We start from the raw sequence: 24871 nt of genomic DNA, 5'->3' as shown, positions 1-24871 counted from the left end.
AGGATTCCTCTTGATGAGAAATTGCAGATATCCTAATAAACCGCTCCAAGTTGTTTTCATGATAACAAATATCGGAATTATTATTGAATTAAATTACAATTAAAACATAAACCCGATACTAAACCAAGTATATCCTTTTGCATTTTCCGGAGACCAGGAATGTTTTACTTCTATAGGTCCAATTACCGTTTCCAGACCATAACCTACTGCATAACCTGAATATTTTGGGATTGAAATCCAATCTACCGTTTCGAAAATCCTGTCTCCAACATTAGCAAAGTTTGCCGAAAAATTGAAATGATTGTTCTTATAAAATTCATAATCAATAGTTCCTGTTGATTTTATGTAGCTGTTCGCCGCAATGCTCAAATAATCATACCCATAAAAATATTTGAAATTATTTATAGGATTGTATCCGTAACCTCCCAAAATAAAATTGAAAAAAGAAACGCTTTCATTCCCAAAGGAGAAACCAGCATCTGTATTCAATTTTACCGTAGCATTTTTAAAAAGTGTCGCAGCTACTCCAAAATCAGCTTTTGCAATAGAAAAAGGTTGAAAATCTCCTGTGTAATTTGAAGACACCAAATACGATTGTATATCTCCTGAGAAATACCATCCTTTTTTGGGAAAATATTTATTATCAAAAGAGTCAAATTTCATATAACCAAAAAGACTTAAGTAATTACTGTTGTCAATTACCGGATCCGTATTGGCCAATGTCTCGGACTTTATTTTCAGATATTTCAATTCAATTCCTCCACCAATTAAAAATTTCTGAACAAACAGCGATTGAAAATAAGCCTGATTTGTCAAGTCGTGAAAATCTACATTAATCGCATTTATACCCAAAGCGCCTAAATCTAAACTGCTAATTTCTTTGGCAACATTTCTATTAAATTGATTGAACTGTGATTTGAAACCAAAACTCAAATTAAATCCATTCTCTATATAATAATCTAAATTATACCTGATATTATCTCCCAAAACGATATCCAGCGAAGTTCTGTCATTCTTAAAAAACGTTTTTTTATGGGTTAGATTAATCAAAACGGCACTCTTGAATAAATTGTCATAATGCAATCCAAATTTCAAATATGTCTTTGAAGGGTTTTCTTTTAACGTTAAATTTAAATCATCCCCATTTTTATTTTCATCTAATGAATAAGATATAGCACTGAAGTTTTGAGTTGCGTTTATATTATTTATTCCCTTCAGCAAATCATCGTAACAGGTTTTTACTCCTGGCTTAAACCTTAATTTACCAATCACATATTCTTTGGTATAATTATCTAATTCATTGCTATTGATATCCACAATTTGCAAGCTGTCTGATGCTAATTTTAGATTCGGTTTCCTGTACGGATTGGAATCATCAACCAATAATTTAATTTTTTCATAAACAGAGAACGTAGCTTCTTCTCCTTTCCTGATGATTTCCTTTCCTTTATCAAAAGATACTACGCCATAATTTTTAATATCCGGTTTTATATAGACATCGGTTTGTTTTACATTTTTCTTCATCCTTTCAATGGATTGAAGATTTGTAATTTGAACCAAAATTCTCGTTGCATCTTTAAGCTGGTTTCTGTCTAATAAATCATCCTGAACATCAACTCCTATGATAATTTCTGCGCCTAATTTACGAACCTCCTCAATTGGATAATTATTAATGACACCTCCATCTACAAGCAATTTCCCGTCAATTTCTACAGGAGAAAACAAAGATGGAAATGCAGAACTCGCAATCATAGCCTGCGCCAGATTTCCTTTATTCAGTAAAACCTGTTCTCCAGTTTCTATATTAGTTCCAATGCATAAAAACGGAATTGGAAGTTTATTAAAATCCCTTATGTGCCTGACATTTCTGGTAATTCTACTCAATAAATTATAATTATACATCCCTTTTGACAATGCTTCCGGAATACCTATTTTGAGTTTGTTAAACGGCAAAACGAGCGCGTATAATTCGTCATTTCTTTTTTCGTAAAAATTTTTAGAAGATCTAGGAATGAAATCGTTTAGTAATTCATTAAAATTTGTGGCTTGAAAAATAGAATCAATTTGGCTGGCATTATAACCTGATGCGTAAAGACCGCCAATAACTGCTCCCATACTTGTTCCACCAATGTAATCGATCTTGACACCCGCTTCTTCCAATACTTTCAAAACGCCAATATGAGCAAATCCTTTTGCTCCGCCGCCACTTAAAACTAAACCAATTTTTGGTTTCTTTTGCTCTTGCGAAAACACAGTCAAACTAGCAAAAACAATCAGTAACAGCATGATTTTCTTCATAAATAGCAATTTGGTGGTAATAGAATTTAGCAAGATCAAATATCATTTGCCCAAATATCAATAATCTAAATTAATCATTCATTTGTAGCCTTGTAAAATTCGGTAATTTTTTTGGCTTTAGACATACCTATAACGTCCGAAATTTCTTTTTCTGACGCTAATTTCAATCTTTTAACACTTTTAAAATGCTGAATTAAAGTCAGCATCGTTTTTTCTCCAATGCCAGGAATGCTTTCTATCGAAGAATTCAGTGCTGCTTTACTCCTTTTATCTCTGTGATGTGTAATCCCAAAACGGTGTGCTTCGTTTCGCAATTGCTGGATTACTTTCAAGGTTTCTGATTTTTTGTCTAAATACAACGGAATAGAATCCCCTGGATAAAACAGCTCCTCCAGTCTTTTGGCAATTCCAATTATAGCAATCTTTCCTCGTAATCCCAATTCATCAATACTTTTCAACGCCGATGACAATTGCCCTTTCCCACCGTCAATAATTATCAAATTGGGCAAAGGTTCGTTTTCATCCAGCAATCGTTTGTATCTTCTGTAAACTACTTCGGTCATCGAAGCGAAATCATCCGGTCCTTCGACCGTTTTTATATTAAAATGGCGGTAATCTTTTTTGCTTGGTTTTCCATCTTTAAAAACTACGCAGGCCGCAACAGGATTTGTTCCTTGAATATTTGAGTTATCAAAACATTCTATGTGTCTAGGCTCCACCGGCAATCGCAAATCTTTTTGCATTTGCGCCATAATCCTTTTCGTATGTCGATCCGGATCTACAATTTGCAGTTGTTTCAACTGTTCGATTCGGTAAAATTTAGCATTTCGAATGGACAAATCCAAAATTTGCTTTTTATCTCCCAATTGTGGAACGGTAATTTTTATGTTTTCACCCAAGTCAACGTGAAACGGAACAATCACTTCTCGTGACAACAATTGAAAACGTTCTCTCAATTCGACAATAGCCAATTCTAATAATTCTTCGTCGGTTTCGTCGAGTTTCTTTTTGATTTCCATCGTGTGCGAACGAATAATCGAACCGTGAGAAATTTGCAGGAAATTCACATACGCCGCACTTTCATCCGAAACTATCGAAAAGACATCAATATTGGTGATTTTTGGATTTACTATTGTAGAACGCGATTGGTAGTTTTCAAGAACTTCTATTTTCTCTTTTATTTTTTGGGCTTCCTCAAAATGCATATCGGCGGCCAGATTGGTCATGACGCGCTTGAAATCCTTCATGCTTTCTTTGAAATTTCCTTTCAAAATTTCGCGAATCGCATCAACTTGCTTTTGGTAATTTTCTAAGGTTTCGTGACCTTCACAAGGCCCCATGCAATTCCCAATATGGTATTCGAGACAAACCTTGAATTTTCCGCTTTCGATATTGCTTTTACTCAAATCATAGTTACAAGTTCGCAGCGGATACAATTCTTTTATCAGCTCCAAAATAGTGCTTACCGTTTTGAAACTGGTATACGGTCCAAAATATTCCGACCCGTCTTTGACCATTCTTCGGGTTGCGAAAATGCGCGAAAAAGGTTCTTTCTTGATACACAACCACGGGTAGCTTTTATCATCTCGCAACAAAACGTTATAACGCGGCTGCAAGGTTTTTATCAAGTTGTTTTCCAATAAAAGGGCATCGGTCTCCGTAGGAACCACAATGTGTTTTATGGTGACAATTTTCTTTACGAGCACATTGGTTTTGGCCGTATCATGAATTTTATTAAAATACGAAGCAACTCTTTTTTTTATGTTTTTGGCTTTGCCCACATACAAAATCTTCCCTTCCTTATCGTAATATTGATATACGCCGGGACCGTCCGGCAAGGTTTGGATTTGTAAGGCTAAAGTTGTTGGATTCATGTAACAAAGTTAATCTCTAAAATCCCGAAATACAAATCAATATTCTTGAAATCTTTCTTGCTAAATTTTTATCAGAATTTTAGTTTCTAATTCGTTATTATCGTTATTTTTATCTTTTCAAGAATCTATGATAAAAACCAATACCACACCAATCGTAATTTTCGGCGAAAGCATTATTCCCGGAGAGAGCAAAACTATCAATGTCGAAATTGCCAGACTACACACCACAACAAAACTGAACATCCCCGTTATTGTTAGACGGTCTAAAATTGATGGTCCCGTGGTACTTTTCTCAGCAGGAATTCATGGAGATGAAATTAACGGCGTCGAGATCGTAAGACAACTCATTCACAAAAAAATAAACCGACCAAAAAAAGGTACAATCATTTGTATTCCAATAATCAACGTGTACGGATTTGTCAACAAATCGAGAGAATTTCCAGACGGAAGGGATTTAAACCGAGTTTTTCCAGGAAGTAAAACCGGTTCATTGGCCAGTCGATTTGCGTTCCATATTTTAGCCGAAATCATGCCAATTGTGGAATATGCCGTTGACTTTCACGCCGGTGGCGCAAGCCGTTTCAACGCACCACAAATTAGAATAGCTCATAGCAATGCCGAATTAAAAATACTGGCAGATGTATTTAATGCTCCATTTACCTTATATTCCAGAAATATAATCGGGTCATTTAGAAGTTCAAGCGAAAGAATGGATGTCAAAATGTTACTTTTTGAAGGCGGAAAATCACTTGACATTAATAATTCCGTTGCCGATGAAGGAGTTAATGGCGCAAAACGCCTATTGTCACACCTTGGTATGTTAGATCCAAAACATACTGTAATCAAACCAAAATCGCCTTCCATCTATATTGAAAAATCAGGCTGGATCAGAGCCAAATGTTCCGGATTGTTGCACGATTATAACACTATTGGTAATTTTGTAAAAAAGGGAACAATTCTAGCCACCATAACTGATCCGTACGGAAAGTTTGAGCGAAAAGTTAAAGCACCAAATGATGGTTACGTAATCAACGCCAATCATTCCCCTATTGTTTACGAAGGCGATGCTATTTACCACATGTCAAACACTAATGAAGAGGATGAAGAATAAAAAAGAATTGCGACTCAAATCCAAAACCTTACGAAATGCACTTTCCGAAAATGAAATTGAGGAAATGAGTTTGGCTGTAGCCAATAAAATACTGACACTACCTATTTGGGAGAAAACTTATTTTCATATTTTCTTACCTATTACAGAACAAAAAGAAGTCAATACCGAATTCATTCTTCACTTATTATCCGGAAAAGACAAAGAGATTATTGTTTCCAAAGCTGATTTTGAAACCCGAAACATGACTCATTTTCTATTGACTGACAACACCCGAATCAAGAAAAATGCATACAATATCCCAGAACCCGTAGATGGCATTGAAGTTCCTTCTCATAAAATTGATGTGGTTTTTGTACCGCTTTTGGCTTTCGACAAAAAAGGACATCGCGTGGGGTACGGCAAAGGATTTTACGATAAATTTTTATCAGAATGCAAACCGGATGTAATCAAAATTGGCCTTTCCTTTTTTGACCCCGAAGAACTGATTACCGATGTTTTTGAAGGTGATGTAAAACTGGATTATTGTGTGACCCCGAATGAAGTTCACTCATTTTAATTTTTAATCCGTACTTTAGCAACAGATAAAATCTAATCAAGTTATGAGAACATTTAAAAATTCAAGATTTGCCGTAAGCGTTATGGTTATTCTATTTGCAGTTTCATTTTCAAACTGTAGCATTCACACCGGAACCAGCAGATCTACTTATAAAGCTAAAAAACTTCCTCCGGGTCAAGCTAAAAAAATATACGGCGGAAAAAGCGCTAAACGTTATGCTCCTGGGCAAAACAAATAAATCCAATAAAAGAAAAAGACCTGTTCAAATTATGAACAGGTCTTTTTTTTATATTGTGAATAATTTTGAATCTAATTGTGATGAAATGCTTTTTTGTTGAAAAAAATTAAGATTCCAACTCCTGTAGAAATTGCCATATCGGCAACATTGAAGATAGCGTTGAAGAAAGTAAATTCTTTTCCGCCCCAAATAGGCAACCAACTTGGTAAAGTTCCATGCCAAAAAGGGAAATAAAGCATATCAACTACTTTTCCGTGAAACCAAGTCCCATAAGGTTGATCCGAAAACAAAGTAGCTAATTGTTGTTGACTGTCATCAAAAATAACTCCGTAAAAAACAGAATCGATGATGTTCCCGAAAGCTCCTACGAGAATTAAAGAAATAGCAACAATTAAATAATCTGAACTCTTCTTTTTCACTGAATCCCACAACCAATATCCAATTCCACCAACAGCGGCGATTCTAAATAGAGTTAAAAACAACTTTCCATAAGCTCCCGGGATTTGAACCCCCCAAGCCATTCCCTCATTTTCAATGAACAGAATTTTGAACCATTTGAATACTTCAACTTCTTCTCCTAAAATAAAGTTAGTTTTAATGTAAATTTTAGAAACTTGATCAACAAGCAATAAGATAAAAATAAGGAGATAGGCTTTTCGTAATGACATTTTATAAATTTTAATGGCGCAAAAATAACAATTTAATCAAAAAAAACGCTCCCAATGGAGCGTTAAATCTTGTTTAACAAGAGGTTTATCGTTGCAAGTTCTTTGCTTCGATACTCATTGTTGCATGAGGAACGATTTTTAATCTTTCTTTCCCAATTAATTTGCCTGTAACTTTACAAACTCCGTAAGTTTTATTTTCTACACGGAAGAGTGCATTTTTCAAATCACGGATAAACTTCTCCTGACGAATCGCCAGTTGTGAGTTTGCTTCTTTAGACATTGTTTCGCTTCCTTCTTCAAAAGCTTTGAATGTTGGCGAAGTATCGTCAGTTCCGTTATTTAAATCATTCATATACGCACTTTTTATCAAATCTAAATCTAATTGTGCTTTTTGAATTTTGTTAAGGATTATCTCTTTGAACTCTGCTAAATCAGCTTCAGAGTATTTTGTAGCTTCATCTACCATCTTTGTATTATTTTGAAATTAATATCATTGTTTTTATATCGTCAAACTCAATTTCTGTACCGTTTTCTATTTCATCTACAAAAACCAAATCGCTGGTTAATGTTTCTGATTTTATATACGCTTCATTTTTAAGAATCGCCTCTTCTAGAATTCCATTTCTTTTCAATTGAACTTTAATTTTATCAGTAACTTCAAATCCGGAATCTTTACGGATATTCTGAATTCTGTTTACTAATTCTCTGGAAATTCCTTCTTGTTTTAATTCTTCAGAAATTGTAATGTCAAGCGCAACCGTTATTCCGTTTGAATTGGCTACTAACCAACCTTCAATATCCTGTGATGTTATTTCTACATCTTCTAAAGTTAAAATTACGTTATTTCCTGCAATAACAATATTCAGACTTCCTTCCTTATCCAACTGACTGATTTGCTCTTTCGAAAACCCTTGTATTTCCTTAGAAATCAAGCCCATATCCTTTCCAAAACGGGGTCCTAGTGTCTTAAAATTAGGCTTAATCTGTTTCACCAAAACACCCGAAGCATCGTCCAAAAGTACGATTTCTTTCACGTTTACCTCTGCTTTTATAAGTTCAGAAATAGCCTCAATTTCAGCTCTTTGATTGTCGTCAAGTACTGGAATCATTACCTTTTGCAACGGTTGGCGTACCTTTATCATTTCCTTTTTTCGGAGTGATAAAACCAATGATGAAATGGTTTGTGCTTTCTGCATTTTGCTCTCTAACATTTTATTAACATAGTTTTCAACCGAAATTGGAAACTCCGCCAAATGTACACTGTCGTATTTTTCCGACTGTGTTGCTAAAGTTAAGTCTCTGTAAAGTTTGTCCATAAAGAACGGAGCGATTGGCGCACCTAGTTTACTTATGGTTAACAAACAGGTATATAAAGTTTGATATGCCGCGATTTTGTCTTGTGCATATTCCCCTTTCCAGAAGCGTCTTCGGCACAAACGAACGTACCAGTTACTCAAGTTTTCCTGTACAAATTCAGAGATTGCACGAGCCGCTTTTGTTGGTTCGTAATCCGCGTAATAACTGTCAACGTCTTTTATCAAAGTGTTCAGTTCTGACATGATCCATTGATCAATTTCTGGTCTTTCATTTAAAGGAATCTCCGCTTCTTCAAATTTGAAACCATCAATATTAGCATACAAACTAAAGAACGAATACGTGTTGTATAAGGTTCCAAAGAATTTCCTGCGTACCTCAGCGATACCTTCTAAGTCAAATTTCAAGTTGTCCCAAGGATTCGCATTGGAAATCATATACCAGCGCGTCGCATCTGGACCGTATTCTTTTAATGTTTCGAATGGATCTGCGGCATTCCCTAAACGTTTGGACATTTTTTGTCCGTTTTTGTCCAAAACCAGTCCATTAGAAACTACATTTTTATAGGCTACTTTATCAAAAACTAATGTTCCAATAGCGTGCAAGGTATAAAACCAACCACGTGTTTGATCTACTCCTTCTGCGATGAAATCAGCAGGGAAATCTTTATTTTGGTCAATTTTATCTTTGTTTTCAAAAGGATAATGCCATTGTGCATACGGCATGGAACCTGAATCAAACCAAACGTCAATCAAGTCCGCTTCACGTGTCATTGGCTTTCCAGAAGCCGAAACCAAGGTGATTTCATCAACTACATTTTTATGTAAATCAACTAAATCATAATTGGATTCTGCCATATTTCCAATTTCAAAACCTTTAAAAGGATTTTCTTTTTGGAAACCTGCAGCGATTGATTTTTCAATTTCGTTGTATAATTCTTCTACTGAACCAATCAGAATCTCTTCAGTTCCTTCTTCGGTTCTCCAAATTGGCAATGGAATTCCCCAATATCTTGAACGCGATAAATTCCAGTCATTGGCATTTTTCAACCAATTCCCAAAACGTCCTTCTCCAGTCGCTTTTGGCTTCCAGTTGATGGTTTCGTTCAAGTCGAACATTCTATCTTTAACTTCTGAGATTTTTATAAACCACGAATCTAAAGGATAGTATAAAATAGGTTTGTCTGTTCTCCAGCAATGCGGATAACTGTGGACATATTTCTCTACTTTAAATGCTCTATTTTCTTCTTTTAATCGAATGGCGATTTCAACATCTACAGAACGCTCGGGTGCTTCACCTTCGTTATAATATTCGTTTTTTACATATTTACCGGCATATTCCCCTACATGCGAAGTGAATTTTCCTTGCAAATCTACTAACGGAACCGGAGTTCCATTTTCATCAAGAACTAACATTGGCGGGACTTCTGGTGTAGCTTCTTTAGCTACTTTTGCATCATCAGCACCAAAAGTAGGTGAAGTATGCACGATTCCAGTTCCATCTTCCGTAGTTACAAAATCTCCTGAAATTACTCTAAAAGCATTTTCAGCATTTTGATAGGGAAGCACTAAAGGCATTAATTGTTCGTAACGAATGTCAACCAAATCAGCTCCTTTACATTCAGCCAAAACCTGAAACGGTATTTTTTTATCGCCTTCTTTGAAATTTTCAAAATCAGCAGGTTCTGTACTTTCAAAGAATCCTTTCCCGAATTGTTTTCCAACTAAATTCTTAGCTAAAATCAATGTTGCCGGACGAAATGTATATTGATTGAATGTTCTTACTAAAGCATATTCGATTTTTGGACCTACTGTCAAAGCCGTATTACTTGGCAATGTCCAAGGTGTTGTTGTCCAAGCCAAGATAAAAACTTCGTCTAAATCTAAAGCTTCTAACTTATAATGCAGTAAATTATTAGAACTGATGTAATCATAAAACTTTGAGAACAACAATTCTTTGTGCGCATCAATCACTTTAAATTGTGCCACAACCGTCGTGTCCGTTACATCTCTATAACTTCCCGGTTGGTTTACTTCATGGGACGATAATCCTGTTCCTGCTTTTGGAGAATACGGCTGAATCGTGTAGCCTTTGTACATCAAATCCTTGTTGTAGATTTGTTTCAAAATCCACCAAACCGTTTCCATATATTTGGATTTGTAAGTCACATACGGATCTTCCATATCTACCCAATACCCCATTTTTTCGGTCAAATCATTCCATACGTCAGTATAACGCATTACGGTTTTTTTACACGCTTCGTTATATTCTTCGATAGAAATTGATTTTCCAATATCTTCTTTGGTAATTCCTAATTCTTTCTCGGTACCTAATTCCACAGGCAAACCATGAGTGTCCCAGCCCGCTTTACGCTTTACTTGAAACCCTTTTTGAGTTTTATATCTGCAAAAAATATCTTTAATCGCACGCGCCATTACGTGGTGAATTCCAGGCAATCCATTTGCCGAAGGCGGACCTTCAAAAAACACGAATGGTTGGTTTCCTTCGCGAGTGGTTACGCTTTTCTCAAATATATTTTCTTTCTTCCAAAAATCAAGTACTTCTGACGCTACAGTTGGTAAGTCAAGTCCTTTGTATTCAGTAAATTTTGTGCTCATTTTATCCTTTTCTAAATCGAGGTGCGAAAGTAAGGAATTTTGAATAAAAGAAAGAAAAGAAGAGAAAAAATAGACGAAATTGGGCAGATAATTCGATAAAACGGAATCAAAATATCCTTTTATTGCTTTCTAAGAGAAAACTTCTTTCAAAACGTCTAATGATTTTGGTTTTTTAAAGCCGTCCAAGTGAAAACTATAGTAATCAATCAGTATTCTTAAAACAATTTGTCTTTCAATGACATAGAATATTTTTTGATTGTTATCGAATTTCAAATCGATCAGTTTTTTGAATAAATTACTTTCATGTTCCGTTAGTGAACTGATGGCATGAAAGGGTGTAAAAATACCTTCAGTCATTTCAAAAAAAGGCATATCCATATCAGAAATATCAGGATAAAAACCCAAATATTTTGTGGTTTCCAATAATAAAATCAAATGAAAATTAGCAATTTCATCGTGATTGTCCAACCAATGCAAAGCGGTTTCCAGAAAGGTAAAAAGCGGTTCGTTTTCTTCCTCTTCATGGATGGAATGGTGCAACATTTCTGAAATGAACATCACAATTGTACTTTTATAAATATCCGAATGTATCGAATGAAAAGCCGAGGCAATTTTTATTTCCTTGAAATTTTCTAAAGTACCTTTGTTTTTGTGAACCGCTTCAATTTCGAGAATGGTCAACGGCTGAAAATAGGCGATTTTTTGATTGGCTTTTCGGCTCGAAAAAGCATCGCGAACAAAATACGATTTCAAACCATGAGAAAGCGTAAAGCATTTCACAATCAAGCTTTTTTCCTGAAATTTTAAGGATGAAAGGACAATGGCTTTTGTTTTTACTAACAAGTTTAGATTTTTAGATTTTTAGACTTCTTAGATAATTAGACTTCAGAGAACTGACCACTATCTGATTATCATTACTTTTTTAACTTTGGTTTCCACTCCGTCTTGTGCCGAAATAAAAATCATATACACGCCCGAAGCGACTTTATATTTCCCAAAAGCGGTGGTATCCCATTCTATTGTTCCTCCTTCGGAAATGGTTTCATATACCAGATTTCCTTCGATATCGGTAATTTTAATATTGGCTTTATCCAGTAATCCGGCAATTTTAACCGTTCCTTGGTATTCCGGCCGCACTGGATTTGGATATACATACGCGTTACTTAAATCATCATTTGGCGCAGTCGCAGTTCCTTTGAAAGAAACCAAACCTTTGGCCGTAGCTATAAAAACTTCGCCCGTAGCGCTATTAATACCAATATCATTTATAACATTGCTGGGCAACGGCGAATTATTTATCGTAAAATGATATTTGGTTTCCTGACCGTTTGGCGAGACCAAAAACAAACCTGAATCGGCAGTACCAATCCATTTATTGTTTGCTCCATCAACAGCAATATCAGTAATAAATTGTTCGTACAAGAGCTCTTGCGCCAGATTATCCTCTAAAATAATGATGGGATTCGTTGTCATTTGGTCTTCTGTTTGAAAACTGCCTACATTCGGCAAAACACGCAATCCTTTTGTGGTTCCTATCCAAAGCTGGTTTCTATTATCCACCGCAACTACTTTTACATTTGAAACAGGCAAATTCCCGGCATCAGAACCAGTTGTTATTTTCTTGAATACATTGGTACTTTCATTAAAACCAACAACCCCATCTTCACTTGTAGAAAGCCATTTCGTTCCATTTTTATCAATGGCAATTGTTCCAAAATTATTATCAATAGCCGAATCCAGTATATTTTCCATAGCATAACTTTGCCATTGACCATTGGATTTAAACACTTTCAGTCCATTTTTTATTCGGCTGGTGGTAACCCAAAGATTTCCTGATTTATCAAATGCCGTTCCGTTAACCCTTATGTCTATATAAGTAGGACCCACAAAGGTCAAAGACTCTAAGCCACTATTGGTCTGATTGTATAAAATTGTAGGGATGTCATTTTCAATTTTTAGTAAACCCGAAAAAAAAGAACTCGCATATACTTCGTTTTCATTGCTTGGATTTACCGTAATTCTGGTCATCGATTGTGCTCCTAAAACTTCTTCATACGGAATATTCAGCCATCCTGTTTCACTAAATTTACTGATACCATAATTGTCTAACGGATATGGATTATAATCTGCTGTATAATCCCCATAAACTGTCCAAAGTACACTTGTCGTGGCTTGAAGCGCAAATATATTGTTGCGCGAAGGACCAATAGGCGTTATGTTTTCGAAAGTTACTGTCGAAGAAAGCGAAGCAGTAATCAATCCATTTTCTTTTGTTCCAATAAAAATTGCATCCCCTATTATTGTGGCACACGTAAAACTTGGGTTACTGTCCGGGATTTGATTTGTATTTATTTGGCGCACCAATGCCATTTGATTGTTGTAAATATAAATGCTGCTTGAAGTCGTTACAATTACATAATCCGCTGTTGCCCTCATATCCAATGAAGGCTGAGAAAGCTGGATAAATCCTGTAAAGGAATTAGACCCAGAATTAAATTTATGAATGTATCCCGCAGCATTAATGGCATACAAATCTGTACCAAAAGTCACTACACTTGACCAGTTTCCCGTAGCAATTGTTCCCCATTGATTGTAATCGATTAGGTTTTTATTAGAAATATCGGCTCTTCTTATCCCGTTATTTGTAGCGGCATAAATAAATCCGTTAAAAAGTGCTGTTTGGTTCACTCTGATTTCGGCTCCATTGTCCCCAATAAAATAAGTGTCCCCAAATTGCATGGTAGCCAGATTAAATTGAACAATCCCAAAATCACAGGAGACATAGGCAATACCTTCAAACTCCATGAAGTCATTGACTTTTTTTATATTAGGAGGAAGTTGTTTATTAATAATATCGACTACATTCAAGATGCTTCCATCGGCTTCGTTAATCACGATTATCAGTCCGTTTTCGTATCCTACAATTGTTTTATTGAATGTTGTACTATAGTATAGCGCCGAAATTGTTTGTCCGGAAAGCCCGTCAATAGTATTCGTTGTTTTAATTACGTTTGTCGCTAAATTTTTTGAAAACAATGCATTTTCGGAAGCGGCAAAAACAGCCGTTCCAGATTCTGATACATCTTTAATTTCATTGTAAGAGAAATAACCTTGCCACGACAAGTTGCTTTGGGCAAAACCCATTTGGATAAAAAGTAAAAGCAAAAAATATAAAACGCTCTTTTTCATTATTTGCATTAATATTGGTTTACAAATATAGAACAAACGAAAGTCTTAGCATTTTGTTACGCAAAAAAAAGCCTTTCATCCAATCCCGAACTTCGGAATGGTGAAAGGCTTTTAAGTAAGAGATTTTTGAGTGATGATTAACGATTTTTGATTTCAGATTTATTTTAAAATTAACGACCCATTTTATTATAAAAATTAAATTTTTAAATAATTTCATCTTTTTGCAAATCTGAAATCAAAAATCGTTAATCAAAAATCTTAAATAAAGTATCAAAATTCCTTAATCAAAACAATATTATACCACTCCTTGAGCAAGCATAGCATCAGCTACTTTTACAAATCCGGCAATGTTTGCACCTTTTACATAGTTCACATAACCTTCTTCGTCAGTACCGTATCTTTTACATTGATTGTGTATTCCAACCATGATTTCTTTTAATCTGGAATCCACTTCTTCACTGGTCCAGTTTAAACGAATAGAGTTTTGTGTCATTTCTAATCCTGAAGCTGCAACACCACCTGCATTTGCTGCTTTACCAGGAGCAAAAAGTACTTTCGCTTTCAAGAATAATTTGATTGCTTCTAAAGTACATGGCATATTTGCCGCCTCAGTTACACAAATAACACCATTAGCAATTAAATGTTTAGCATCTTCCTCGTTTAACTCATTTTGAGTAGCACAAGGTATTGCAACATCAACTTTTACTTCCCATACGCTTTTCCCTTTGTGGAAAACTGCGTTTGGATATTTTTCTAAATAAGCTTCGGCTCTATTATCTCCTCTTGCTCTTAATTCAAGCATAAAGTCAATTTTATCTCCTGAGATTCCTTCTTCATCATAAATATAACCATCAGGACCAGAAATAGTAACTACTTTCCCTCCAAGATCATTTACTTTCAAGGCTACACCCCAAGCAACGTTTCCAAAACCAGAAATAGATACTCTTTTTCCTTTGATGTTTTGACCAATAGTATTCAGCATTTGTTCTGCAAAATAAACTACTCCGTAACCTGTTGCTTCCGGTCTGATTAAAGAACCACCATAAGCCAATCCTTTTCCAGTTAAAACTCCGGTAAATTCATTTCTTATTCTCTTGTATTGACCAAATAAATATCCAATTTCTCTGGCTCCAACTCCAATATCTCCAGCAGGAACGTCTAATTGTGGACCGATGTGTCTGCACAATTCAGTCATGAAAGACTGGCAAAAACGCATCACTTCCCCATCAGATTTTCCTTGTGGATCAAAATCAGATCCTCCTTTTCCTCCACCCATTGGCAAAGTAGTCAAACTGTTTTTGAATACTTGTTCAAAGGCTAAAAATTTAAGTACTGATAAGTTTACAGTATGATGAAAACGAATTCCACCTTTGTAAGGTCCAATTGCTGAATTCATCTGAATTCTGAAACCTCTATTTACCTGAATTTCCCCTTTATCATCTACCCAAGGAACACGAAAAATAATAGAACGCTCCGGCTCGGCTATTCTAAGAAGCAAATTTTTTCCGTCGTATTTTTTTTGCTCTGCAATAAATGGAATTACAGTCTCTGCAAATTCCCTAACAGCTTGAATAAATTCAGGTTCATTTGGATTCTTGGCCTCAACTTGAGCCATAAAATCATTTATTTTTAGTAACATAGATTATAAATAATTAATTAAGAAAACGATTTCGTTATAATTTACAAAGATACATTTTATAAAAATATTCGGACTCTGTTTTTTCTAATTTCTAAATAGAATTATCTTTTTATTAAGCATTTTTAGACAATAGTGTTTATGATATCCTCATTTAAACCAAATGGCTACCACTTTCGTAAGTAAATAAGAATTTGTCTGATTATTTTTAATTTTCATTTTATTTTTATATGTGTATGATGTTTTTATATATTTGTCAAGATTAGAAAAACAACCCTAATGGTCAAACAAACAATCCTCTTTTTATTAATCTGTTTTGGATTTTCACCTGATTCTAATGCGCAATTCGGTGGGTTTTCGCATGAAATAGGGGTAATAGCGGGACCTGTTGCTTTTCAATCTGATTATGGGGAACGTCATGATCTTTCTACAAACTCAGGGAATACGGGAATTGGAATTGGAATTATTCATTATCTCAACTTTTCTTACAAAGCAGAATGTAACTGTTACACCCCTGAAACTTATTTTAACGACCATTTTAAATTAAGATCGGAACTCTCTTATAATAAAACCGAATTAGAACATTTTGGACAATGGACTGAAGGCAAACCTTCGCTAGGAAAAGAGCAATTGAAAGCAATGACGGGGAGTACAGCCGTAACTAATATCGGGATGCAACTTGAATTTTTCCCTTGGAGTATTCGTGATTTCACTGCAAGAACAGGAAGTCTTGGGCCCTTTGTCAGTCTAGGCGGACAGTTCAGTTATTACAATGCCGAAGCTTCATCAACACTAGGTCCATTAGGAACTCCTTTGACTACCTTCCCGAAATATTTAACTCCTACGGACGGGCGTCCTTATGGTTTTTCTACCGAAAGCGGAACCGTTTGGTCTGTAATAACCAGTGTGGGAACTCGCTATAAATTAAGTCCATTACGCGATTTAATGGTTGATTTAAGATTTCAATACTTTTTCTCCAATTGGGTAGATGGTTTAAATCCTAATCCGGAACTTTACAAAGAAAACAAAGCAAACGATTGGTTGGTTTGGTTCAATGTGGGTTATATTTATTACTTGCAATAGCATTTAAACAACCGTTATGAAAATAAAAAAACCCCAATTCTAATCCCGACACTTCGGGATAGAATTGGGGATTTTATTTTTATATTAATTTATGCTAATGCTTGTTTCAAATCTTCAATCAAATCATCAGCATCTTCTATACCTACGCTTAATCGAACCAAATCATCAGTGATTCCAACTTCTTTTCGTTTGTCTTCCGGAATAGATGCATGTGTCATCAAAGCCGGATGATTCGCTAATGACTCCACTCCGCCTAAAGATTCAGCCAAAGTGAAAACTTTTAGTTTTTCCAGAAAATCAATTGCATCTTCTTTTTTGCCCGAAACAAAAGTAAAGGAAACCATTCCTCCAAAACCGCTCATTTGCTTTTTGGCAATTTCATGATACGGATGGCTTGGTAATCCCGGATAATATACTGTTTTAACTTTTGGGTGGTTATTCAAAAACTCCACCACTTTTCCTCCATTCTCACAATGTCTTTCCACGCGAAGATGCAAGGTTTTAATCCCTCTTAACACCAAGAAACTGTCCATTGGTCCCAATGTTGCTCCTGTCGCAAATTGTTGAAAATGCAATTGCTCTCCCAGCGCTTCATCTTTTACAATCAAAGCACCGGCAATAACATCAGAATGACCTCCCAAATATTTCGTCGCCGAATGCATCACAATATCAGCTCCTAAGTCTAATGGTTTTTGTAAATAAGGCGTTGCAAAAGTATTATCAACTGCAAAAAGGATTTTATTTTCCTTTGTAATTTTGGCAATTTCTTGAATATCTGCCAATTTCATCAAAGGATTCGTTGGTGTTTCTACCCAAACCAGTTTCGTGTTTTCATTAATTAATGACCTGAATTTCTCGATGTCATTCATATCCACAAAATGGAATTTTATTCCTGAATTTTTATAAATACGGGTAAACATTCGATACGTTCCACCATACAAATCATCCATAGCAATGATCTCGTCACCCGCTTTAAAAGAACGCAAAACACAATCTGTAGCTGCTAATCCTGATGAAAAAGCCAATCCTCGCGTTCCATTTTCAATACTTGCTAATGCATTTTCAAGCGCGCTTCTGGTAGGATTTGCAGCTCTACTGTACTCATAATCTGGATTTATAGGTTGTCCCGGGCTGGTTTGTACAAATGTTGACGTTTGATATACTGGTGGCATAACTGCTCCCGTACTTGGGTCATGATGCTGACCTCCGTGAATAACCTTCGTATTGAATTTCATATCTTTTTAATTTTAAATGCTAAATAACTTCACAAATTTACCCTTTAATTTATTTTAACCAAGCCACAAGTTGATACCTTTGTATATAATTAACAATTTTGAGATGAAACACTTTATAATTTTTGCAGCATTCCTTTTTTTAATAACGGGTTGTTCAAACGAATTGGCTTTTAAAGACCAATCTTTTCAGAAAAAAACAACGTTACCCTGCAAAGAAAATTGTCCTGAAATAACCGTAAAAATTCCTGTTGCAAAAAACGATCCTATTGTAGCGGACAGCATCAATAAAAAAGTGTTTTCAGTATTGAAAGAGATTATTTATTTTGGCGAAAAACCATATACATCAACAGATTATAATGGATTATTAACCTCTTTTATTGATTCCTACGAGAAACTCCAAAAAGAATTTCCGAATGACACCTTTGGCTGGGAAGCGAAAATCAAAGGAAGCATAAAATACCAGTCCGAAAGTGTTTTGAATATAGAAATCAACCATTACACCTATACCGGTGGCGCTCACGGATACCAAGGATTGCGTTCACTACTTTTTGACCCAACTACCGGAAAATCTATTCCGAATACCGAATTATTCAATGATAAAGAAGCTTTCAAGGCTTTCGCCGAAAAAAAATTCAGAGCCAAATATAAAATCCCTGCAAACAAATCGATCAATGCAACCGGATTAATGTTTGAAGATGAGAAATTCAATCTGCCTCAAAATATTTTCTATACCGATAAAGGATTACTGCTTTATTACAATTCCTATGAAGCCGCATCGTATGCTGACGGACCTAAAGAATTGTTATTGCCTTATACTGAAGTGAACGAATATTTGGCGGTTAAATAAATTAATTTAGATGAATAAAGATTGTAAAAACCTCTTTTGTTAGAACATGATTAGTTGTGAGGCATTTTTAATATTTCTGCTTTTGACTTCCTATAAATTGTATCTAAAGAACTGCTTTTTAAATTAATTTTATAAATTTTAGTGAAAATTGTGTCAGTTTTAGCATCTGGTTCCATTGCATATTCACTAAATTTTTTTTCTGTAATTGTCAAAATATCAAATTTTTTACTCAGATTACTTGAAATTTCATAGTTAAATCCATCATAATCTTGATAATAAATCATTTTAGTATCAATTATTTTACAATTATCTACAACATGTAGTAAAAGATAATTTATTGGATGGTCACATTCAAACGAAGTATTGTAGCTTATAATACCAACTCGATTATTTGATATTTTAAATTGCCCAACTAAATAACAAGTATCTATTTCTGACATTTCTCGTTCAAAAAATAACTTAAATGCATTTTTATCTAAAGCTATTGATTGACTTGTTTCGAAACCAAATTTAACCTCTGAATTGTAATTATGTCCAACTGATTTGTTTACATACTTTAAAATCTCACAAACATCTAAATTTTGAGTTTTCATTGAACATAAAATTATCAATGTCGTTAGTGCTATTATATTCAAAGTCATGTTTTTCATATAATTCCCTAACTTTATAATTTGAGATTTACTTAAGATTGAATGTAATGAGATTCTAAATAAATTTTCGGATACTCATCATCATTCCGGCGTGAAGCGCTTCGTGATAGACATTAAAAGCCATCGCATCTTCTGCAGTTTTTATTGTAAAACCAGTCATGGTGGTAAATTCCTGGAAATCTTTGAATACTTTTTTCTCTAAATCCGCTTTGGTTTGATTGATGGTTTCAAAAAGAAAGGATTGAATTTCATCTACATCAGCTTGCGTTGCGTCTTGTTCCGGCTTGGTCCCTCTTTTATATTTTTCGACCATCTCATCTGAAATCATCATAGGCAAACCTGACAATTTGTAAACCAACATTTGCTGAACAACAACAATATGTCCAATATTCCAAATCAAATTATTGCTAAATCCTTCCGGAATCGTGTTGAGTTGGTCAAGATTGTATCCCGATAGAAATTTTGAAACCATATTTCTGCTTGTAGTGCTAACGTCGAATAATTGATTCATTTTTTTATTTTTTTTGATAAAAATAATCATTTTCCGTATCAAATGGATTTTCTTTGCACAAAGAAATTGCTATTTACATGGACAAAATATACTATCTCGCTTCTTGCGATACCTGCAGAAAAATCATAAAATCATTACCAAAAGATCATAACTTGAAGTTTCACGACATCAAACAAGATCCAATTACAGTAGAAGAACTGGAACAAATGCGTGAACTTTCCGGAAGTTACGAAGCGCTTTTCAGCAAAAAAGCACAGTTGTATAAATCGATGGATTTAAAGAATAAATCGTTAACCGAAGACGATTACAAAAAATACATTTTGGAACATTACACGTTCTTAAGTCGTCCCGTTTTTATTATTAAAGGCAAAATTTACATTGGCAACACACAACAAAACATGCATCAGGTAATGCTTGCTTTTGCAAATGTCTAGAAGGAATCTCGCACTTATTGCCGCCACAATTGTCTCCATAATTTACGGAGTTACGTTTACCATTGCCAAAGATGTCATGCCATTGTACATTGACGCCTATGGCTTTATCTTGTTGCGCGCCGGCGGTTCGATGATTTTGTTTTGGTTGGTTTGGTTGTTTACACCGAAAGAAAAAATTGCGCTGAATGATTTCCCCCGAATTGTTGCCGCAGCTTTCTTTGGTGTGGCGTTTAATATGCTTACGTTTTTCAAAGGATTAAGCCTTACTTCTCCCATTAGCGCTGCGGTAATCATGGTTTCAACACCAATGATTGTTTTGACACTTTCGGCATTAATCATGAAGGAACGCATGCAAAAACGAATGGTTTTTGGGATTATCCTTGGATTAATCGGGACTGCTTTTCTCATTCTGTATGGAAAATCCATTGGCAGCGCCACAAACGCCGGATTAGGAAATTTTCTGGTTTTGGTCAACGCCATTTCCTATGGATTTTACCTGATTATCGTCAAGAAATTAATGGACAAATACAATGCGTTTACGTTTGTAAAATGGATTTATTTGTTCGGTTTTATTATGGTTTTACCTTTTGGCTGGAGCCAATTTCAAGCTGTTGAATGGGCTTTGGTTCCCATCGATATTTGCTGGAAAATAGGATTTGTGGTCGTTTTTTCGACCTTTCTGACGTATTTGCTGAATTTGCTTTCGATGAAAGAATTAAAACCAACCACGGTTGCCGTTTTTATTTATTTACAACCGCTATTCGCCACTATTTTTGCGATAAGCTTAGGAAAAGACGAATTGAGTTTGGTGAAAATTGGTTCGGCAGTTTTGATATTTGTCGGCGTTTATTTGGTGACACAGAAGAAGAGTGTTCGGTAATCAACTAGTAGTGTTCAGCGCACAAATCGTAGCTTATAGTATTCATTAAACTTATTATTAGGAATGCAAAAATTAAAATCTGATTACTAAACATTTACTTATACCGAGTCACTGAATACTAAAAACGGACCACTGACCACTTTTTTATTATCTTTGACCTCTTTTAGAAAATTATATGATACAATCAATGACAGGTTTTGGTAAAGCGACTTTGCAATTACCAACCAAAAAAATCACGGTAGAAGTAAAATCTTTAAACAGTAAAGGTTTAGATTTAAATGTGAGAATGCCTTCGCTGTACCGCGAAATGGAATTGGGTTTACGCAACCAAATTGCACTGAAACTGGAAAGAGGAAAAGTAGATTTTTCTATTTTTATCGAAAGTACTGCCGAACAAACTTCTACGAAAGTGAATGTGCCGATTGTGAAAGCGTATATGAATCAACTTAAAGAAATTTGTAACGAAGGATACGAAACCGAATTAATGAAAATGGCAATTAGAATGCCAGACGCATTAAAAATAGAACGAGAAGAAATCGATGAAAACGACTGGGTACAAATCCAAACTATTATCGAGGAAGCGTTGCAAAACATCCTGAACTTCAGAAAAGATGAAGGAATGTCTCTTGAAAAAGAATTTCAATTGCGAATTGGTAATATTCGTCAATACATGACCGAAGCTTTGGCACTTGATCCAGAACGCGTTCAAGCGATAAAAGACCGTTTGCAAACTGCAATTTCAGAATTGAAAGTGAATGTAGATGAAAATCGTTTTGAGCAGGAATTGATTTATTATTTAGAAAAATTAGACATCACCGAAGAAAAAGTACGTTTAACCAATCACTTGGATTATTTCTTGGAAACCATCAACGGAACCGAAGCTAACGGTAGAAAATTAGGTTTTATTACCCAAGAAATGGGACGTGAAATCAACACGATGGGTTCTAAATCCAATCACGCACAAATGCAAAAATTAGTCGTTCAAATGAAAGACGAATTGGAAAAAATCAAGGAACAAGTATTAAACGTATTGTAATTATCAACCTGCACTGTTTTTAACTTTGCAGGTTTATTAATTTTACAATATACCTAAAGGTTTATGAACCTTGCAGGAAAACATAAACAGATACTGAAATAAATTCAGCATAAAATGAGCACAGGAGGAAAATTAATCGTTTTTTCGGCACCATCAGGATCAGGGAAAACTACTATCGTTAGACATTTATTAAGCAAAGAAGATTTGAATCTTGAATTCTCAATTTCAGCAGCTTCCCGCGCACCAAGAGGCGAGGAAGTAAACGGAAAAGACTATTATTTCATGTCTACCGAAGAATTCAAAAAACACATTAAGAACGAAGACTTTTTGGAATGGGAAGAAGTATACCGCGACAATTTTTACGGAACTCTGAAAAGTGAAGTGGAACGTATTTGGGCCAAAGGCAAAAATGTGATTTTTGATATTGATGTATCTGGCGGATTGCGTATCAAACATAAATTTCCTGAAGAAACTTTAGCCGTTTTCGTGAAACCACCAAGCGTGGATGAACTAAAAAGAAGATTAAAGGAACGCTCTACCGAAAGTGATGACAAAATCAATATGCGTATTGCAAAAGCTTCTGTAGAACTGGCAACAGCACCACAATTTGATGTGATTATAAAAAACTACGATTTAGATATTGCCTTGGAAGAAGCGTATCAATTGGTAAAGAATTATGTGAAAAAATAGTAATTAGTAAAAAGTTACTAGTAATTAGCTTAAAAATGGGTGAGATAAAATCATACAAAGATTTATTGATTTGGCAAAAAGGGATTAAAATAGTCTGTTTAGTTTATCAATTAGTAAAATCATTTCCTCAAGAAGAATTATATGCTCTATCAAGTCAGTTAAAAAGAGCTTCAGTATCTATTCCTTCGAATATTGCTGAAGGCTATGGAAGAAATACGGATAAATCATTCAGTCATTTTTTAGATATTTCAAGAGGCTCATTATTCGAAATTGAAACTCAGTTATTAATTGCTAATGAACTTGGCTTTATAACAAGCAAGACTTTGTATACAGAAATTTTAAGTCAAATTGAGGAAGAATCCAAAATGATTAATGCTTTCTCTAAAACCCTCAAAAACTAATTACTTTTTACTAATCACTAGTCACTAAGTCAATGAAAATAGGTCTGTATTTCGGAACGTTTAATCCCATACATGTTGGGCATCTCATCATTGCCAATCATATGGCGGAGCATGCCGATTTAGACCAAGTTTGGATGGTGGTCACGCCTCACAATCCTTTAAAGAAAAAAAGCACGTTGCTCGATGATTACCATCGCTTGCAAATGGTACATCTTGCCTCAGAAGATTTTCCAAAAATCAAACCTTCGGATATTGAGTTTAAATTGTCGCAGCCCAATTACACCGTGAATACTTTAGTTCACTTACAGGAAAAATATCCAAATTACGAATTCTCCTTAATCATGGGCGAAGACAATCTCAGGTCGTTGCACAAATGGAAAAACTACGAAGCTATTCTGGCGCATCATGAAATTTATGTCTATCCACGACTCGAGACCAAAGGCCGAACAGGTGAAGCAACTGCTTTGGAAACAGAAAATACAACTTTCAATAATCACCCAAAAATCCATATGATTGACGCTCCAGTTGTAGAAATATCGTCGACATTTATTCGGGACAATATAAAAAAAGGAAAAAATGTGCAACCGTTATTGCCTGCAAAAGTTTGGGAATACATTGATCACAATAACTTTTATAAGAAGTAATTACGCCAAAATTCTTTTCAATTCTACTTCAATATTCTCAAAAATAGTATTCAAATTATCGTTTTTACCAGATAATAAAAACACTTCGGTACTTGGCATTTGCTTGCTATTCCACAACAACTGAATTTTATTTTCTGCTATTAAACTTTTCGCATTGCAATCCCAAACGACAGCGATTCCGGTGTTTTTCGAAATTATTTCGAGCATTTCATATTCAGATGGAATGATATAATTCGGAATCATCGAAGGTCGTTTTTTATTAAAAACATGCAGCCAGAACAATTTAATATGCGGAATTTGCGCATTGTGGCTGAACCATTTTTGGTCGTTCAACCAATGCTCAATTGCTGGGAAATCTTTTATTTTGATATTGGATTTTAATTCAGAAGCATCAATAGTGTTTGAACCAACAATCACTTGTTTAATTTCTCCTACCTTTTTCTGAATGGTGTCAAACGTATCATATTGCTTGGTGACAACTGCAAAATCTAATTTTTTAGAATCCACCAATTCAAAAAGTGTGTCATTTTCATGAAAACTAAAATCGATAAATTCAAATTTTGAAACTAGGGCACTTCCCAAACTGCTCATCAAATGTTTGGAGATTCCAATTGAAATTAATCGATTGGCATTGAACGCCTTGGCACGAAAACCATTCTCCACATTTTCCAATCGGTCTAAAGCCTCAATGATTAAATTATTGAGTAACTTAGCGTATTCCGTTGGCTCCACGCCTTTTGACTTTCGATTGAAAAGCTTATACCCTACATGCGCTTCCAACATGGATATTTGCTGACTAACAGCAGGTTGACTGATAAATAATTCTTTGGCAGCCAAAGAAAAATTACCATTTTTATAAACGGATTTAAACGTTCGGTACCATTCGAGATTGACCATGATATAAATATATTTATCACAAACATAATTTAAATTATTTTTACTAATAGCATATTCGCCC

The 24871-nt window shown here is 35.0% G+C and carries 23 protein-coding genes; 11 read left to right on the top strand and 12 right to left on the bottom strand.

Annotation, left to right across the window (positions count from 1 at the left end):
* Positions 1–99: 99 nt before the first annotated feature.
* Positions 100–2298, bottom strand: a complete 2199-nt coding sequence (locus CLV00_RS05080; protein ID WP_099714114.1) for a patatin-like phospholipase family protein — start codon at positions 2296–2298, stop codon at positions 100–102.
* 74 nt (positions 2299–2372) lie between these two features.
* The gene (gene uvrC / locus CLV00_RS05075) at positions 2373–4172 is read right to left on the bottom strand and encodes an excinuclease ABC subunit UvrC (protein ID WP_099714113.1); all 1800 of its coding nucleotides are present in this window, start codon (positions 4170–4172) and stop codon (positions 2373–2375) included.
* A 127-nt stretch (positions 4173–4299) separates the two neighbouring features.
* Between uvrC and CLV00_RS05070 the strand changes: the two genes are divergently transcribed.
* From CLV00_RS05070 to CLV00_RS05060, 3 genes are read left to right on the top strand one after another with little or no spacing between them, the layout of a single operon-like run.
* Entirely contained in the window at positions 4300–5283 is a 984-nt protein-coding gene (locus CLV00_RS05070) for a succinylglutamate desuccinylase/aspartoacylase family protein (protein WP_099714112.1), read from the top strand.
* The gene (locus CLV00_RS05065) at positions 5273–5839 is read left to right on the top strand and encodes a 5-formyltetrahydrofolate cyclo-ligase (RefSeq protein ID WP_099714111.1); all 567 of its coding nucleotides are present in this window, start codon (positions 5273–5275) and stop codon (positions 5837–5839) included. Before CLV00_RS05070 ends, CLV00_RS05065 begins: the two co-directional genes overlap by 11 nt.
* A 43-nt stretch (positions 5840–5882) precedes the next feature.
* Positions 5883–6077 (top strand): hypothetical protein, encoded by a 195-nt coding sequence (locus tag CLV00_RS05060; RefSeq protein ID WP_099714110.1) that lies wholly within the window; start codon positions 5883–5885, stop codon positions 6075–6077.
* Positions 6078–6148: 71 nt separating this feature from the next.
* Here the strand turns inward: CLV00_RS05060 and CLV00_RS05055 are convergent, their stop codons facing one another.
* The 6 genes from CLV00_RS05055 to gdhA form a co-directional block, all read right to left on the bottom strand.
* The gene (locus tag CLV00_RS05055; protein WP_099714109.1) at positions 6149–6745 is read right to left on the bottom strand and encodes a lipoprotein signal peptidase; all 597 of its coding nucleotides are present in this window, start codon (positions 6743–6745) and stop codon (positions 6149–6151) included.
* Positions 6746–6830: 85 nt separating this feature from the next.
* Complete coding sequence (locus CLV00_RS05050) at positions 6831–7211, bottom strand: TraR/DksA C4-type zinc finger protein (RefSeq protein WP_099714108.1); 381 nt, start codon at positions 7209–7211, stop codon at positions 6831–6833.
* A gap of 7 nt (positions 7212–7218) precedes the next feature.
* Positions 7219–10677 carry an isoleucine--tRNA ligase gene (ileS, locus tag CLV00_RS05045; RefSeq protein WP_099714107.1) on the bottom strand — a complete coding sequence of 1153 codons (3459 nt, stop codon included), beginning with the start codon at positions 10675–10677 and terminating at the stop codon, positions 7219–7221.
* Between the two features lie 129 nt (positions 10678–10806).
* The gene (gene recO / locus CLV00_RS05040) at positions 10807–11520 is read right to left on the bottom strand and encodes a DNA repair protein RecO (protein WP_099714106.1); all 714 of its coding nucleotides are present in this window, start codon (positions 11518–11520) and stop codon (positions 10807–10809) included.
* A 57-nt stretch (positions 11521–11577) separates the two neighbouring features.
* On the bottom strand, positions 11578–13866 hold the full coding sequence (locus tag CLV00_RS05035; protein ID WP_099714105.1) for a T9SS type A sorting domain-containing protein: 2289 nt from the start codon (positions 13864–13866) through the stop codon (positions 11578–11580).
* Positions 13867–14161: 295 nt separating this feature from the next.
* The gene (gene gdhA, locus CLV00_RS05030; protein WP_099714104.1) at positions 14162–15505 is read right to left on the bottom strand and encodes an NADP-specific glutamate dehydrogenase; all 1344 of its coding nucleotides are present in this window, start codon (positions 15503–15505) and stop codon (positions 14162–14164) included.
* A gap of 276 nt (positions 15506–15781) precedes the next feature.
* Here gdhA and CLV00_RS05025 point away from each other — a divergent pair, with 276 nt between their 5' ends.
* On the top strand, positions 15782–16585 hold the full coding sequence (locus CLV00_RS05025; RefSeq protein ID WP_099714103.1) for a glutamate dehydrogenase: 804 nt from the start codon (positions 15782–15784) through the stop codon (positions 16583–16585).
* 89 nt (positions 16586–16674) lie between these two features.
* Here CLV00_RS05025 and CLV00_RS05020 read toward each other — a convergent pair whose 3' ends face one another.
* Positions 16675–17820: a cystathionine gamma-synthase gene (locus CLV00_RS05020; RefSeq protein WP_099714102.1), complete on the bottom strand. Its 1146-nt coding sequence runs from the start codon at positions 17818–17820 to the stop codon at positions 16675–16677.
* 103 nt (positions 17821–17923) lie between these two features.
* Between CLV00_RS05020 and CLV00_RS05015 the strand changes: the two genes are divergently transcribed.
* Positions 17924–18667: a DUF3298 and DUF4163 domain-containing protein gene (locus CLV00_RS05015; protein WP_099714101.1), complete on the top strand. Its 744-nt coding sequence runs from the start codon at positions 17924–17926 to the stop codon at positions 18665–18667.
* Positions 18668–18717: 50 nt separating this feature from the next.
* Here CLV00_RS05015 and CLV00_RS05010 read toward each other — a convergent pair whose 3' ends face one another.
* Positions 18718–19260 (bottom strand): hypothetical protein, encoded by a 543-nt coding sequence (locus CLV00_RS05010; RefSeq protein WP_099714100.1) that lies wholly within the window; start codon positions 19258–19260, stop codon positions 18718–18720.
* A 112-nt stretch (positions 19261–19372) separates the two neighbouring features.
* Entirely contained in the window at positions 19373–19828 is a 456-nt protein-coding gene (locus CLV00_RS05005; RefSeq protein ID WP_233206857.1) for a DinB family protein, read from the bottom strand.
* 77 nt (positions 19829–19905) lie between these two features.
* Between CLV00_RS05005 and CLV00_RS05000 the strand changes: the two genes are divergently transcribed.
* The 6 genes from CLV00_RS05000 to nadD all read left to right on the top strand — a co-directional run bounded on the left by CLV00_RS05000 (position 19906) and on the right by nadD (position 23913).
* Positions 19906–20262, top strand: a complete 357-nt coding sequence (locus tag CLV00_RS05000) for an arsenate reductase family protein (protein WP_099714098.1) — start codon at positions 19906–19908, stop codon at positions 20260–20262.
* Complete coding sequence (locus tag CLV00_RS04995; protein WP_099714097.1) at positions 20255–21142, top strand: DMT family transporter; 888 nt, start codon at positions 20255–20257, stop codon at positions 21140–21142. The genes CLV00_RS05000 and CLV00_RS04995 overlap by 8 nt, the downstream gene beginning before the upstream one ends.
* 175 nt (positions 21143–21317) lie before the next feature.
* Positions 21318–22178: a YicC/YloC family endoribonuclease gene (locus CLV00_RS04990; protein WP_099714096.1), complete on the top strand. Its 861-nt coding sequence runs from the start codon at positions 21318–21320 to the stop codon at positions 22176–22178.
* A gap of 114 nt (positions 22179–22292) precedes the next feature.
* Entirely contained in the window at positions 22293–22868 is a 576-nt protein-coding gene (gene gmk, locus CLV00_RS04985; RefSeq protein WP_099714095.1) for a guanylate kinase, read from the top strand.
* A gap of 35 nt (positions 22869–22903) precedes the next feature.
* Complete coding sequence (locus CLV00_RS04980) at positions 22904–23269, top strand: four helix bundle protein (RefSeq protein WP_099714094.1); 366 nt, start codon at positions 22904–22906, stop codon at positions 23267–23269.
* Positions 23270–23301: 32 nt separating this feature from the next.
* Positions 23302–23913, top strand: coding sequence for a nicotinate (nicotinamide) nucleotide adenylyltransferase (nadD, locus tag CLV00_RS04975; RefSeq protein WP_099714093.1), 612 nt, complete (start codon positions 23302–23304; stop codon positions 23911–23913).
* Here the strand turns inward: nadD and CLV00_RS04970 are convergent, their stop codons facing one another.
* Positions 23914–24810 carry a LysR family transcriptional regulator gene (locus CLV00_RS04970; protein WP_099714092.1) on the bottom strand — a complete coding sequence of 299 codons (897 nt, stop codon included), beginning with the start codon at positions 24808–24810 and terminating at the stop codon, positions 23914–23916.
* Between the last annotated feature and the right edge of the window lie 61 nt (positions 24811–24871).

This window comes from Flavobacterium sp. 11, assembly GCF_002754315.1.
In the GTDB taxonomy this organism is placed as follows: domain Bacteria; phylum Bacteroidota; class Bacteroidia; order Flavobacteriales; family Flavobacteriaceae; genus Flavobacterium; species Flavobacterium algoritolerans.
Note: the sequence above shows the minus strand (reverse complement) of the source record. Positions and strands in the feature narration are given on the sequence as shown.

What these genes read in the sequence shown, in the direction of transcription:
- CLV00_RS05080 (WP_099714114.1), bottom strand. Translation starts at nt 2,298, where the DNA reads ATGAAGAAAATCATGCTGTTACTGATTGTTTTTGCTAGTTTGACTGTG.
- uvrC (WP_099714113.1), bottom strand. Translation starts at nt 4,172, where the DNA reads ATGAATCCAACAACTTTAGCCTTACAAATCCAAACCTTGCCGGACGGT.
- CLV00_RS05070 (WP_099714112.1), top strand. Translation starts at nt 4,300, where the DNA reads ATGATAAAAACCAATACCACACCAATCGTAATTTTCGGCGAAAGCATT.
- CLV00_RS05065 (WP_099714111.1), top strand. Translation starts at nt 5,273, where the DNA reads ATGAAGAATAAAAAAGAATTGCGACTCAAATCCAAAACCTTACGAAAT.
- CLV00_RS05060 (WP_099714110.1), top strand. Translation starts at nt 5,883, where the DNA reads ATGAGAACATTTAAAAATTCAAGATTTGCCGTAAGCGTTATGGTTATT.
- CLV00_RS05055 (WP_099714109.1), bottom strand. Translation starts at nt 6,745, where the DNA reads ATGTCATTACGAAAAGCCTATCTCCTTATTTTTATCTTATTGCTTGTT.
- CLV00_RS05050 (WP_099714108.1), bottom strand. Translation starts at nt 7,211, where the DNA reads ATGGTAGATGAAGCTACAAAATACTCTGAAGCTGATTTAGCAGAGTTC.
- ileS (WP_099714107.1), bottom strand. Translation starts at nt 10,677, where the DNA reads ATGAGCACAAAATTTACTGAATACAAAGGACTTGACTTACCAACTGTA.
- CLV00_RS05035 (WP_099714105.1), bottom strand. Translation starts at nt 13,866, where the DNA reads ATGAAAAAGAGCGTTTTATATTTTTTGCTTTTACTTTTTATCCAAATG.
- gdhA (WP_099714104.1), bottom strand. Translation starts at nt 15,505, where the DNA reads ATGTTACTAAAAATAAATGATTTTATGGCTCAAGTTGAGGCCAAGAAT.
- CLV00_RS05025 (WP_099714103.1), top strand. Translation starts at nt 15,782, where the DNA reads ATGGTCAAACAAACAATCCTCTTTTTATTAATCTGTTTTGGATTTTCA.
- CLV00_RS05020 (WP_099714102.1), bottom strand. Translation starts at nt 17,820, where the DNA reads ATGAAATTCAATACGAAGGTTATTCACGGAGGTCAGCATCATGACCCA.
- CLV00_RS05015 (WP_099714101.1), top strand. Translation starts at nt 17,924, where the DNA reads ATGAAACACTTTATAATTTTTGCAGCATTCCTTTTTTTAATAACGGGT.
- CLV00_RS05010 (WP_099714100.1), bottom strand. Translation starts at nt 19,260, where the DNA reads ATGAAAACTCAAAATTTAGATGTTTGTGAGATTTTAAAGTATGTAAAC.
- CLV00_RS05005 (WP_233206857.1), bottom strand. Translation starts at nt 19,828, where the DNA reads ATGAATCAATTATTCGACGTTAGCACTACAAGCAGAAATATGGTTTCA.
- CLV00_RS05000 (WP_099714098.1), top strand. Translation starts at nt 19,906, where the DNA reads ATGGACAAAATATACTATCTCGCTTCTTGCGATACCTGCAGAAAAATC.
- CLV00_RS04995 (WP_099714097.1), top strand. Translation starts at nt 20,255, where the DNA reads ATGTCTAGAAGGAATCTCGCACTTATTGCCGCCACAATTGTCTCCATA.
- CLV00_RS04990 (WP_099714096.1), top strand. Translation starts at nt 21,318, where the DNA reads ATGATACAATCAATGACAGGTTTTGGTAAAGCGACTTTGCAATTACCA.
- gmk (WP_099714095.1), top strand. Translation starts at nt 22,293, where the DNA reads ATGAGCACAGGAGGAAAATTAATCGTTTTTTCGGCACCATCAGGATCA.
- CLV00_RS04980 (WP_099714094.1), top strand. Translation starts at nt 22,904, where the DNA reads ATGGGTGAGATAAAATCATACAAAGATTTATTGATTTGGCAAAAAGGG.
- nadD (WP_099714093.1), top strand. Translation starts at nt 23,302, where the DNA reads ATGAAAATAGGTCTGTATTTCGGAACGTTTAATCCCATACATGTTGGG.
- CLV00_RS04970 (WP_099714092.1), bottom strand. Translation starts at nt 24,810, where the DNA reads ATGGTCAATCTCGAATGGTACCGAACGTTTAAATCCGTTTATAAAAAT.